The following is a 13,027-nucleotide window of genomic DNA, read 5'->3' as shown; positions in this document are numbered from 1 at the left end:
CAAATAGCTTATCTATGAGGTCACGGTTTCTCATCTTTCTTCTGCTCTCCGCAGTGTTTGTAAATGCGGGTTCATGCTTTGAGATAACAGCCTTCTGCCCGGATACATGGCTGTCTGGTGAAGGAGATGAATATTTTGTTATAAGCGGAACGGGGAATGGTGAGAAACTCCTTATAACTGACAATGAAGGCAGTGTCAGATTTCCTGATGGATCATATCTCTCAGGCAGTACAGTTGTGGCAAGGGAAGCAGTGGCATATTACAGCGTATATGGAAAAAACCCGGACTATGAGATAATTCCGACTGATAAGTCAGTCCCTGATATGATACGGATCGGGAATTTCCGGATGGCAAACAAAGCCGATGAACTGGTGCTTTTAGATGACGGAAGAAAGATACAGGAGGTCGTCTGGCCGGGAGCAGTTATCTCCGGTGAAGGGCGCGTACATATTCTATCTGACGGTGAATGGGACTTAAGAGTATATTATGAGGGTCAGTCATCTTTTGAGCCGGAGACGTTCTTTGATACAGCAGTTACCGCTTTTGTCTCACCTGACTGCTCTTATGAAGTTCTTAAGTCCCTGATCTCTTCTTCATGTGAATCCATCCGTCTCAATGTCTATGAACTGACAAAATCCGGAATAGCATATGAGCTTTCAGAGAGGTCATCGGCAGGTGTGGATGTGAAGGTGCTGCTTGAAGGTTCTCCTGTCGGCGGAGTTTCAGATTCCGAATATGCGGCAGTAAATGTTGTGCAGAATTCCGGCGGTGAAGTGAGGATGATGCTGACCGAAAATAAGGGTTCGCACGCACCATACAGGTATGACCACGCCAAATATCTGGTCTCTGACGGAGAGAGCGTACTTGTTGCCAGTGAAAACTTCGGCGAGACCGGTTTTCCGCAGACAGGGTGCAATGGCAACCGGGGATGGGGTATTGTAATTAACGATGCCGGGGTGTCAGACTATTTTGACGGGGTATTTGCATACGACTTCAGCGGAGGATGGTCGGGGTCACCTGGTGAGGATTCTGGCCGGTTTGATGAGACCGATTCATCAGGGTATTATGGTGGCTATAATTCAGTCTTCACTCCCCAAAGGTTTGATGGTGTAACTGTCACACCCGTAATTTCGCCCGATACAAGTTATCTGATACAGGATATGATCTCAGGTGCGGAAGAGTCGGTGGATATTGAACAGGCGTACATCAAAAACTGGTCATCCGGTGAAAATCCGTATCTTGAAGAGGCGATAGATGCTGCGAGGAGGGGGGCATCTGTCAGGATAATTCTGGATTCATATTATTATAATGTCGATGGTGATGACGACAATGACGAGATGGCGGCATATATCAACTCTGTCGCAGATGCAGAGTCCCTGAATCTTCAGGCCAGGCTTGCCAGAACCGGTTCCGGAATGCCTGTCAAGGTTCACAACAAGGGGGTAATTGTTGACTCTGAAAAGGTGCTTATAAGCTCGGTGAACTGGAATGAAAATTCACCTCAGATGAACCGTGAGGCAGGAATTATTGCAGAAGGGTCTGGTATTGCCGGGTATTACGGGGATGTCTTCAGTCATGACTGGGAGTTTGCCGGTGGTGTGGGGATAACTCCGGGTAAGAGTAGTTCCGACTTTTTTTCACCCGGAAGTCCGGGAATTGCAGAAATGCTCTTTCAGAAGCAGAATGTGGCGCTGCTACTCGTTGCTCTTCTGGTAGTGCTCTATGCCGTCAGAAAAAGGGGCTGAATAAGAACCTGGCAGGGGACTGAATAATATCTACGGTTTATGCCACGTTTCTTCCGGCTGCTGTTATCTTCAGGTTCTGGTCATGTGTTCTATGTATGCCGGGTTTTAGTCCTGAAAAATCGTATATATTGTTGTTTTGGGAATTATATCTCTTTAAGAGTGTGATGAACTGTATGACATCAAAATTTTGGATCAGGAATGGCCTTTTCAGGATCCCAAGTGCGCCTGCTTTTTTCGCCTTCTTCACATCATCTGAATCGGGATTTGTGGACAGAAAGATTACAGGTCTGTGTGAATAGCGCCTCAGATGTCCTGCTGCTTTTATTCCACCAAAATTCCGGATGAAATCAATATCAATCATTATTATATCCGGTGAATTCTCCGACATAAACTGCATTGCCTCTCTGCATGTGGTGGCATGTGCACATATATAGTGGCCGTAAAATGCCGCCATTGTGGATACTGTCGCGGCTACATCTCTGCTCTCATCGACAAGCAGTATTCCGGCTGAATTCATCTTCTGATCTCTGTTGTTATTTTATGATGTTCTGCTGTTCTGGTGTATTTATGCTGTTCTGGATTTTGTTCTTCGGAAATATTCATTCTCAGACGGATTTATTCCTCTTATGAATATGTACTGGCACCTCCCGGTTCCTGTGAATGCGGTCCCGAAAGGATATTACATAATCTGAATCATCAATATATAGTTTTTGCGAGGTGTGACTATATTTAAAATATATTTTATTGGTATCCTGTGTAGATTATATTTTATTTTCTGGCAGATTGTAATGTCTGAACCATTTACTTTTAAAAAGTCATTCATGAACCAGCGGTTCACAGATAATGAATGAAACAGTGCACTTTTTCATGAGATTGATCTATAGTTATGCCGGAGATGAAATATGGCTGTTCATCTCTGAACTATTGCATGTTTTCAGTAGTAACAGGACTGGATTTTTATTATTTCGGATGAGTTCTTCGCCTGTGCATATTCGTCAAGCGGTTCTTTGTTGACCTCTAAAAACCTCAGGCCCCAGCCGAATTTTGCAAGTATTGTCTCTGCCTGCTCTTTCTCACCAAGTATATATAGAGCTGCGGCAAGTGCCTCAACTGAATTCAGCATAAACGGCCTCCCGAAATGTCCCGGATTTGCGGCAACAAGAAATGGGAGCGCCCTTCTCCTCTTCCATTCACTAAGGGCTGATGTATTGAGTACCTCCCATGAACAGTCCAGAACTGTAATGGATGGCGCGATCCTGTCTGCCGGAGAAATTGCCTGCTCTGCTGTCGGGTCGAGGATTATTGTCGATTTTGGGATCTTTTTCATCTCCGGAAATACCCTTATCAGGCCTGCACGCTGGAGTTTTTTTACTGAACATACCCTTGGGTCACAGGAATTGTCCCGCCATGCAAAAAGCGGCATTGTCATAATTATGTATTCACCAAACTCTATTGATGTATATTCTGGTCTGCCCCTGCATAATAAATCCTTCTTTGAGAGCAAAAGGCATAACAAGCGATGAGGACCTGAGGATATTTTCTGCCTGCCTTAAGAGATGTGAGAGTTTTGGCATAGAGACTGTACCCCTGCCATGTCCTGAAACTGAATATCTGGGCCCCGGCAGAGAACCGACAAACTTCACTGAATCACTTGACAATTCTGAATTTTCAGCAATTCTTGATGAGAGGGAGAAGAATGTCCGCGAAATTTTCTGTAAGAGAGGGTTACCGCTCTTTATTCTCGGTGTTGACTCCTCGCCGTCATGCGGGGTTGGTATGACATATTACAGCGAGAGGAAAATTCCCGGAAGAGGTGCCTTTTTATCCCGTTTTTCTGAGGTTCCTGCAGTTGATGTGAAGGAATTTGCTGATTACAGAATATATCTTGCAGCGCCTCTCTTCTCACAGGCAGAACAGGAGTTCAATCTGAAGGTTGCTGAAATTCTCCGGAGGAGTTATTTTGAGGTTTTCATCCCGCAGGAGCACGGGGATGACGGAGAAGAGCGTGCTGATGACAGGATGAGAATAATATTTGAGCGAAACCTGTCAGCCCTTGATCATTCTGACATTGTTGTGGCTGTAATTGACGGTGCAGATGCAGATTCCGGCACCGCATGGGAGATGGGCTATGCATATGCAAAGGGTAAACGGGTAATCTCGCTCAGAACTGATTTCAGGTCTTTCGGGGACGGTGAGCTTGTCAATCTTATGCTTGAGGAGTCATCCGATGTTGCTTTACACCCAAAAGATCTCCCATTCATTATCATGCCCTCCCTGAACCTGAATGATCGGCCATGAAGAAGATTTCTTCGTGAGAATTGCGTCTGCAAAGCCGGCAGGCTGTTATATTCTCCTTTCCCAATCTTTTTTTTAATATCTGCGCCGGCTTCTCCTATGAAACAGTGCGCAGTTTCATTCATCATCTGTGAACCGGCTGGTTCATGAGTGACTTTTTTGATCCGCAATAACCATTCCGTCTCACCTGCATACACAACAAACATTATCTGTTATTCAGTCTATTTTCTCTTCAGGCAGTATGGATCTCTTGTCACTGAAAAAGATGTTTACCTCTAAGGATTTCCGCTGGATGGTCTTTATAATAGTGCTGACCATACTTGCATTTGTTGTAAATTATTTCTCTTATTTCTATGATATTACTGATTCAGCTTCTAATCTTTTTCTTCTGCCGATAATTATTGCGACATTTTATTACCGGAAGAAGGGTTTTATCTTTTCGCTCGTTATAATTTCGCTATTCCTGTCAATGCTCAGTGTAATTGACCCTGATCCATATCTGATAATTAATACCGGGGATAATGCTATAATCATGGTCGGCACAGCCGGAATTGTAACGCTGATGTCGGTTGCACTGGGAAAAACGGAGAATAAATACAGGCTTTTGTTTGAGACTTCCCCATCCCCTCTTATAACCATACTTCCGGGAGGTAATGTCTCTGAAATCAACCGTAAATTCATGGAAAATTTTGGTTATGCAGCTGACGATATTGTTGGAGAGGATTTTCAGGCGCTGCCTTTAATCCCGGATGAGTGTAAGGATGTCGCATCAGGGCTTATAAGCTGTTTTAGTGAAAATTCCGGGCAGGAATTCATAAACGTCATCTCAAAGAAAGGGGATGTTCATTTCTGCAAAGCTTTTTCTGCACCCCTTTTCAGTGATGAGGGTAAAAATGAGGGTTTTATCGTATCACTTACCGATATCACTGAAAATATCATTGCACAGAGGAAGATTGAGACATCACTGCGTGAGAAGGAGACTCTCTTAAAGGAAGTTCATCACAGGGTTAAAAATAATCTCCAGATCATTGTGGCAATGATAAGTCTTCAGATAAGAAGAACTGATGATTATGATACCATCCGTATATTGAGGGATTTCAGAAACCGTGTCTATACTATGGCAAGGGTGCACGAAAATCTCTATCAGTCTGACAGTCTGTCAGAAATTAATGTCAAAAATTTCCTCAGAAACCTTGGCAGGGATGTTATAGTCCAGTACACTCTTCCGGACAGGAACATCGGCCTCAAAGTTAATGTTGAAGGTGATCCTGAGATGGATCTGGATATGATAATTCCCCTCGCACTGATTACAAATGAACTGATGACCAACTCTCTGAAATACGCTTTCTCTGAGGGTGAAACCGGAGATATTAAACTCTCGTTTTCAGAGGAGGGCGGTGAGTATTTTGTTTACCGTTATTCTGACAACGGGACAATAAACCGTGATTTAATATTTAATCAGGAAAAGTCCGGGCTGGGCATGAAGATAATAAATTCGCTTGTGGATCAGTTAAACGGTGATTTTGATATAACTCCTGACTATAAGGAAATTATCATTAAATTTCCGAATAAAATATATTACAGCAACAGCCATTCCCAGGGGTGAGATACTATAAACAACAGAAAGATACTTGTGGTCGAGGATTCGGGTCTTGTAGCACTTGAGATAAGGGAGACTCTTGAGGGTCTTGGCTATCAGGTTGTCGGAGAGGCAAAGACAGGAAAGCAGGCGGTTGAGCTTGCAGGCCGGACCCAGCCGGATATTGTCCTGATGGACATAATCCTTCAGGGTGATATGGATGGCATTGAGGCGGCTGACAGGATATATTCTCTGTATAATACTCCTGTGATCTATCTCACCTCACATTCGGACGATTCCACGCTTAAAAGAGCTCTGAAGACAAATGCCTTCGGTTATATTTTAAAACCTTTTAATGACAGGGAGCTGTACAGCAATATCGAGATGACCCTTCATAAGCACAGGGTGATGAAGAATGTTGAGCCTGAGGAGGTTGTTGATTCAACACTCAACTTTGTCTCTGATGCCATAATTTCCATTGATAATGACGGTTCAGTTACAAGGATCAATCCTGCGGCTGAGGCACTTACAGGGTGGAGTCGTGAGGAGACTATTGGCAGAGATTTCTTCTCGGTATTTGATCTTGAGAGGGATAAGATCGAAGAGGTTATGATCTCTCTAAGGAAGGAATCCGGGGATAAAAAGTCACTCCTATCCTGGATTGACGGTCTGAAATTCCTGTCAAAAAACGGCAAAAAAACAGATGTTGCGCTTAATATTGGCTTTGTACCGGGTTCTAAATGGAGAGATGACGAGTACTTTATACTGCTTGTGCCCGGAGATTCAATAATCAATCTTTCATCAAGGGAGTCCAAGCTTGAAAAATATTACCGGCTTGTAACTGACGCGATTCATGAGCCTGTTTTTCTGATAGATTCGTCTATGAAAATTATCATCTATAATAAGGCATTTGGAGCATTTTCCGGACTTATGGGTGTCAGCCAGAGGGATTTTGACAAACCTGTCTATGATGTCCTGCCAAATTCCGTGTTTGGAGGGAAATATGATCTCATTGAGTCTTTCAGAACCGGAAGTACGTTTGTGAGGGAGAGAACGCTCAATACCGGTGAAGGCAACCGCTATCTCACAATAGAATCTATCCCGATCTCTGACAGTTCCGGTGTGACTCATATTGCCGTTATTGTTACCGATTATACCTTCAGGACAGATATGGAGAACAGGACAAGGATTCTTAGCGAGAATGTAGAGGAGTACAGCAGGAATATGGAGGAGATCGCAGATCTCTGCACTAAAATAAAAGAACCGCTGAGTCATATCAGGAGGATTTCCGAGCTGAATAAATCATTTTATTCAAGGGATGTCCTTAAGTCCTGCAATGAAATTGGTGATATTTTATTTGATATTGATATGATGTGGCTTAAGTACGAGAATATTAAGAAGTTCTTTGAATATAAGACTGAGTCACTGATTCATAATGAAAGTGAGAAGAGGATTGACAGATTAAAGGAGACATGATCCGGGAGGCCATTGTATGCAGATTATCGTCTGTGAAATATATTTTTCTGCGTCTGTTTGTCTGTTCCCCTTCATCCTGTCTGAACCGCAATCTGTCTGATGGTGCGGCACCACGTAATATATTCGCCCGTATTTTGCCGGAATCAAGGTATGGATTTTTATATTGTGCGCGCAAAAAGCATTTTATTTTTTTTTAAATTTGCTAAAAAACGTAAATTCACTCTGTTTATGGGATTATCCCATTTATTTATCATGAGTTTTTGTGAAGAGGATATCTTTATATGTGTTCTGGTTCTGCCGGCCGGAATATGTGATTTTTCGCTTAAATGTTGATATTATTCAATATTGTCGTTTATTCATATATTTTGGGATAATTTTGAGCCTTGTCGCTACCACAAAGATTATATGCTGCATTTTCAAATCTATCTTTTACAGGATATGTTTCATTTCGGATTATCTGAGAATTCAGGCTTTCTAAAACCTATGGATCACAACGATCTTCTTGAGCACGACGAATACCCGTCTGGTTATCATACCAGCATCTATCAGGATTACTCCTCCTCTATGAAATACGGTTCTAAGGAGATCAGAATGATGGTTCTGGAACGTGACGAGGCGGACTGAATTTTCTGTTGACTGTTATCTGAATCAGTAACTGAGCAGAAAGGAGAGTAAAACCCAATTTGGGGTGGATGTTCTTCCATACCCCAAAATCTTTCCATAAATGTATAATATTATGCCTATAAACCATATGCCGGTTTATGTGTTTTTGTCTGAGAACTTTTCTCTCCCTCTCAGACAGGTCGGGTTCCGGGTGAATCTGTAATTTTCAGCATATTTTAAAGAAATTCTGAGTAGTTATACTTTCTTCTCTGAAATTAAAAATAGTGGTTTATTCAATTATTCTGTAATATCCCTGTTCATGGCTTTTATTATCTCTGCAACATTACCCCCGAATTTTCTGACGGTTAACAGACCTTCCTCATCCTCTGCAACCTCTCCAGCCTGCTTTCCAAAGGCGATATTCCAGTAGTCAGAGCCTGCAACAATCATATCGTTTATAAAATAGAACATCAGTAGTTCCTGAATTGTCGAGGTGTGTCCGCCACGCCTTCCGACTGCAATCGGGCCGCCGACCATTTTTGAGAGGAAGCGCTCTCCCCCGTAAGAGACCATTGAAATTCTCTGTACTGCTGACATGATTTCACCTCTTGCGGTTCCAAAATATACCGGAGATGCAACAATGAGCCCTTTTGCGTCTTTTATCTTCTCAATTATCTCGTTTAAGCCGTCATCTATTGAACAGGACCCAATCTTCTTCTTACATGAACCGCAGGCTATACAGGACCTGAACTCCTTTCCCCTGAATGATATTATCTCGGGTTTAAGTCCGGATTTTTCAATTTCAGCGGCACATTCCCTGCATAGAATTTCTGTATTCCCGTTTGCACGCGGACTTCCGTTTAAAATTATTACATCGCTCATTGAGTTCTTCCTCTGCCGGTATTATTTGTAAAACAGGTTAAAATAGTGTTCTTTTCCGGAAAATATTATTTATGGCTGGTAAATTTCGGCCTGGGAATTATTCTGTTTTACATGGTCAGAATTTTGTTTTACGTCATATAGGTGCCTGAATCAATAATATATCCGGCTGGGGCACCTCACCATTTGTTTAAGGCTAGGTTTCGGTCTCCGTTTTTGCTCTCTGAACTTTTTTTCCCTCACCGTTCAGATCTTTTCCTGCCGCCCTGATATTTTCCATAGCTTCATCTGGTAGTTAGATATTACGAAGTCCGGGGTGCAATTTTATATTCACCGGTTGCCTCTCAAAGGCACTAATTTATGAAGCGTGCATCGGTTTTAGTCCACCACTATCAGTTCGTAATCCATACTGCCAAGACCGATCTCTTCGGCGTATTTAAGCTGTATATCAGGGTTGGTGTGGGCCCATGTCCCCCTGAATTTATCCCCTCCGGGCTCATGGTTTGTCTTCAGAAGTGTTCCTTTAAATCCTCTTTCACCGTTGACAAGGTCTCTTGAAGCTGTGTCTATCGCAACCGGATCTGCGGATGCGAGAATGCCTATGTCCGGGACAATCTGATGCTCGCTCCATGGAACACAGTCACAGTCAGGTGTCACATTGACTATGAAATTGAAATAAAATGCCTTATCCATCTTATTAAGGGCTGCACCATATGCGTATTCTGCAAGCCGCTCATTGAACGGGGCAATTCCCGACTCCCATATGAATGAGATGGCATCGGCAGGGCACCGGGAGATACATTCACCACAGGATGCACAGAGATCTTCATCGATAACAGCTTTTTCATCTCTGATTGTTACGGCATTTTCCGGGCATATTTTTGCACAAAGTCCGCAACCCGTGCATAATTCAACATCTGTTACCGGCTGAAGCACCCTGTGCTGATCCCTCTTTCCCTCTGCTGTTGCACATCCCATTGCGAGATTCTTAATGGCACCTCCAAATCCTGCAACAATATGTCCTTTGAAATGTGATATCACAATCATGCTGTCAGCAGATGCGATGCCGTCGGCAATTCTGACTGATTTAAGGTTTTTGCAGTTTATCTCAATATCAGTTGATATTCCGGATTTAAGGCCGTCAGCAATGATCAGCGGCACACCTGTAACCTCATATCCAAAGCCATGCTCAAGCGCAGTCATTATATGATCAACGGCATTCTTCCTTGAGCCGGAGTAGAGTGTGTTTGTATCTGTCAGAAACGGTTTTGCACCGGCGGATTTTATCATGTCTGCAATCTGCCTGACATAGACAGGGTTTGTATAAGTGGTGCATCCCTTCTCCCCGAAGTGCACCTTTATTGCAGTGAGGTCACCTTCATCCAGCACACCGGCAGTGCCGGATACTTCAAAGAGCCTTCTGATGAGATCATTTATACTGGCATATCTGGGTTTATTTTTAAGGTCAAGATACCATACCTTTGAAGACATGATAGTAATCATCCTGTCAGTGTAAAAATATTTTTCCTTCTCTTAAAGTGAGGTACTATTGAATTCTCGTCTCTCTGCTGCCGGTTAAGATATGCCTATGTCACCACAATACTCTCAACCGTCTTATAGGCAATTGCAAACATAATGAGTGTGAATACTACCAGAAATGCGAATGAAATCAGGATGTCCTGCGTGGAATAGATGAAATGAGTCCCTATTGCCGTAAAATCATCACCTACCGCAAAGTACCTGATTCCGTTTGTCAGGTGTGTAAGAGGATTAAAATCCGAAGCCGTCTCCAGAATGCCCGGCATTCCGCTTGTCGGGTAGAGGGCGTTTGACATGAAGAATAGCGGCATTGTGAGAAGGGTTGTGACACCCTGAAATCCCTCTGCCGAATCCATCCGGAGGGCAATGGATGCAGAGATGCAGAGGAAGGCTACAGCAAAGAGGGATACAAAGAGAAGTATTCCGGCAACAGAGATGATAATTCTTAATGGTGAATAACCTCCAAAGAAGGAAACTCCAAGAAAAATTCCGAATACAAGTACAATTGTCGCCTGTATGCAGGATTTTGTAACTCCTGACATTGCAAAGCCAAGTATCAGGTTTCTCCTTGGCATCGGGCTTGCCACAATCTCCCTTAAAATACCCCAGTTCTTATCGAACAGGAAGAAAAATCCCCCGTAAATATTGGTGAAAAGTATAGTTACGGCAATAATTCCGGCACACATAAATGTGAGATAATCTATCTGTGGAACCCCGGTAACTGCATCTCCGGCAGGCATAATCCTCTCAAAATTTCCGGTCATTGCAATACCAAAGAAGGCCAGCCATAATGCCGGCATAAGGAGGGATGAGAGGAGCTGGGTTTTGAACCGGAAATATCTGGTCATATCGCGCTTATATATGCTGATAAACCTTAAATCTACCATATTATCTGCCCTCTGCGCCAATATCCCTGTCTGATCCGTCCCTTAGTTCCTTCCCCGTGTAATGCATAAATACATCGTCCATGGATGGTTTTTTTAGGTTTACAAGTTCGATTGTGATGCCGTCATGTTCAAGAGTTTTAATCAGCTCAGGAAGTATTCTTGTCCCGTCTTTCGTTGTTGACAATATCAGTCCGCTCTCCTTCCCCCTTACTTCTTTCACCCCCGGAAATTTACCTAAAATATCTTTTGAAGCCCGAATGTCCGATGTTTCGAGGTATATTAAGTCCTCTCCAAGGTTATTTTTAAGTTCTGCCGGAGTTCCGGTGATGATTATCTCCCCATGATCAATTATGCTGATTCTGTCTGAGAGAACATCGGCCTCATCCATGTAATGGGTTGTCAGAAATATTGTTGTGCCTTCCCTGTTGACATCCCTGAGGTACTCCCATGTCTTTCTTCTTGTCTGCGGGTCAAGCCCTATTGTAGGTTCGTCAAGGAAGAGGACATCAGGCCTTGTCATAAGCCCCCTTGCAATCTCAAGCCTTCTCTTCATTCCTCCGGATAACTCCTTTGTGTATTTATCCCTTTTATCATTCAGCCCGACAAGATTCAGCAGCTCGTCTGTCCTGCTCTTAATCTCTTCAGTCTTCATTGAGTAAAGTCTGCCATGAAACTGAAGTGTCTCTTCAACGGTCATGTCCCGATCAAGGGTTATCTCCTGGAAGACTATCCCGATTGACTCTCTGACACCCTGTGGGTCTGTTGATAGTTCATATCCGGAAATTGTCACTCTGCCTTTCTGAATTTTAAGCAGAGTAATAAGGACATTAATTGCAGTACTTTTACCTGCTCCGTTAGGTCCGAGAAATGAGAATATCTCTCCCCTCTTTACTGCAAAACTGATCTCTCTTACTGCCTCAAAGTCTCCGTAACTGTGGCTTAAGGCGCTGACTTCAATTATGTTTTCATCAGACATCTCACATATATTTCTGTTTTAATATGGTATTTCATAGTATCTTTACGTTTTTCCCTATTATTCCGGAGAAAACCTGTATGTTGTAATTATTACTGATTGTAGAGAAATCTCATGTTCTCTCCCTCATTAATGATTTGTAGTTAAATTATATATCCGGATAAATCAGATATTATAATATGTCATCCTACCCGGAATTAATGGAAGAGAATATAAATTCGCTGTCTCCGGATCTGCGAAGGGAAGTTCTGAGCTATATGGATGAACTAATCAAGAGGACCAAAGAGTCTGAAGAACTGGCTCTGAGGTTTACCCGTGACACTGAAGTTAAAAAATATATACTTAAACACTCCTTTCACCAGATACGCCAAAAAGCTATAAAATCATGGGAAACCTGATTTAATAAGCTTTATTTTTCCTGCATCTGCTGTTAAATTTTATTTATCCTTCCGGAAGCTGAAAGTGCTGTTTTCGGAAATTCATCACAAATCTAAAATACTGGTAGTGTTTATGTCTATTCCGGGAGAGTTATTAATTTGTTCTCAAAAATTCTTGTTGCCGTTGATGGTTCGGCAAAATCAAATAAGGCGCTTAAAATTGCGCTGGAAGATGTTGCAGATGACGGTACTGAAATTCATGTCATTCATGTACTTAGTAAACATCTCTATCAGGCGATTGAATCCGAAGTTGGGTATGACGGTGTTGAGTCGCCACATGAAATAAGGCGGAATTTACTTGATAAGGAGAAAGAAAAGGTTGTCAGCTTCCTTAATGAAGTATGTAATGGTAAAAATGTCAGGTATGAACTTCATGTTCTGAAAGGGGATCCACGCCATGTCATTCTGGATACTGCTGAAGAAATCGGAGCAGATCTGATTGTTGTCGGGTCATATGGAAAGGGACTTGGTGAGAGACTCATTCTGGGCAGTGTCAGCAGTCATATTGTAAGCCACAGCAAAATTTCGACGCTTGTTATAAAGTAAGTGAATATCCACAACAAAATCCATTCTTTTGTGGAATTTTTTGTTCTGGCTGATTTTAATTTTATATC

13 protein-coding genes are annotated in these 13,027 nt (G+C 42.6%); 7 read left to right on the top strand and 6 right to left on the bottom strand.

From position 1 onward, the window contains the following. The first annotated feature begins 14 nt into the window (after nt 1–14). The gene (locus METLIM_RS05830) at nt 15–1,745 is read left to right on the top strand and encodes a phospholipase D-like domain-containing protein (RefSeq protein WP_004077008.1); all 1,731 of its coding nucleotides are present in this window, start codon (nt 15–17) and stop codon (nt 1,743–1,745) included. A 37-nt stretch (nt 1,746–1,782) separates the two neighbouring features. Here the strand turns inward: METLIM_RS05830 and METLIM_RS05825 are convergent, their stop codons facing one another. Beyond that, complete coding sequence (locus METLIM_RS05825) at nt 1,783–2,262, bottom strand: response regulator (RefSeq protein WP_004077006.1); 480 nt, start codon at nt 2,260–2,262, stop codon at nt 1,783–1,785. Nucleotides 2,263–2,679: 417 nt separating this feature from the next. Further along, a complete protein-coding gene (locus METLIM_RS05820; RefSeq protein WP_004077004.1) occupies nt 2,680–3,174 on the bottom strand; it encodes a DUF367 family protein in 495 nt (164 codons plus the stop codon). Nucleotides 3,175–3,239: 65 nt separating this feature from the next. Here METLIM_RS05820 and METLIM_RS05815 point away from each other — a divergent pair, with 65 nt between their 5' ends. From METLIM_RS05815 to METLIM_RS05795, 4 genes are all read left to right on the top strand, one after another. Continuing rightward, a complete protein-coding gene (locus tag METLIM_RS05815) occupies nt 3,240–4,043 on the top strand; it encodes a nucleoside 2-deoxyribosyltransferase (protein WP_342633009.1) in 804 nt (267 codons plus the stop codon). 238 nt (nt 4,044–4,281) lie between these two features. Next, entirely contained in the window at nt 4,282–5,646 is a 1,365-nt protein-coding gene (locus METLIM_RS05810) for a histidine kinase dimerization/phosphoacceptor domain -containing protein (protein WP_004077002.1), read from the top strand. A gap of 27 nt (nt 5,647–5,673) precedes the next feature. After that, nucleotides 5,674–7,095, top strand: a complete 1,422-nt coding sequence (locus tag METLIM_RS15460) for a response regulator (protein WP_004077001.1) — start codon at nt 5,674–5,676, stop codon at nt 7,093–7,095. A gap of 438 nt (nt 7,096–7,533) precedes the next feature. Continuing rightward, nucleotides 7,534–7,719 (top strand): hypothetical protein, encoded by a 186-nt coding sequence (locus tag METLIM_RS05795; protein WP_004077000.1) that lies wholly within the window; start codon nt 7,534–7,536, stop codon nt 7,717–7,719. Nucleotides 7,720–7,995: 276 nt separating this feature from the next. Here the strand turns inward: METLIM_RS05795 and METLIM_RS05790 are convergent, their stop codons facing one another. The 4 genes from METLIM_RS05790 to METLIM_RS05775 form a co-directional block, all read right to left on the bottom strand. Next, on the bottom strand, nt 7,996–8,580 hold the full coding sequence (locus tag METLIM_RS05790) for a flavodoxin family protein (RefSeq protein ID WP_004076999.1): 585 nt from the start codon (nt 8,578–8,580) through the stop codon (nt 7,996–7,998). A gap of 375 nt (nt 8,581–8,955) precedes the next feature. Beyond that, complete coding sequence (locus tag METLIM_RS05785; RefSeq protein WP_004076998.1) at nt 8,956–10,068, bottom strand: DUF362 domain-containing protein; 1,113 nt, start codon at nt 10,066–10,068, stop codon at nt 8,956–8,958. A gap of 95 nt (nt 10,069–10,163) precedes the next feature. Beyond that, nucleotides 10,164–11,003, bottom strand: coding sequence for an ABC transporter permease (locus METLIM_RS05780; protein WP_004076997.1), 840 nt, complete (start codon nt 11,001–11,003; stop codon nt 10,164–10,166). Nucleotide 11,004: 1 nt separating this feature from the next. Next, the gene (locus tag METLIM_RS05775; RefSeq protein WP_004076996.1) at nt 11,005–11,979 is read right to left on the bottom strand and encodes an ATP-binding cassette domain-containing protein; all 975 of its coding nucleotides are present in this window, start codon (nt 11,977–11,979) and stop codon (nt 11,005–11,007) included. Nucleotides 11,980–12,176: 197 nt separating this feature from the next. Between METLIM_RS05775 and METLIM_RS05770 the strand changes: the two genes are divergently transcribed. After that, nucleotides 12,177–12,374 (top strand): hypothetical protein, encoded by a 198-nt coding sequence (locus METLIM_RS05770; RefSeq protein ID WP_157202240.1) that lies wholly within the window; start codon nt 12,177–12,179, stop codon nt 12,372–12,374. A gap of 138 nt (nt 12,375–12,512) precedes the next feature. Next, nucleotides 12,513–12,959 carry a universal stress protein gene (locus METLIM_RS05765; protein ID WP_004076994.1) on the top strand — a complete coding sequence of 149 codons (447 nt, stop codon included), beginning with the start codon at nt 12,513–12,515 and terminating at the stop codon, nt 12,957–12,959. The last annotated feature ends 68 nt before the right edge of the window (nt 12,960–13,027 follow it).

It is taken from the genome of Methanoplanus limicola DSM 2279 (assembly GCF_000243255.1).
Lineage (GTDB): Archaea > Halobacteriota > Methanomicrobia > Methanomicrobiales > Methanomicrobiaceae > Methanoplanus > Methanoplanus limicola.
The sequence above is the reverse complement of the archived record's forward strand: the minus strand, read 5'-3'. Positions and strand labels throughout refer to the sequence as shown.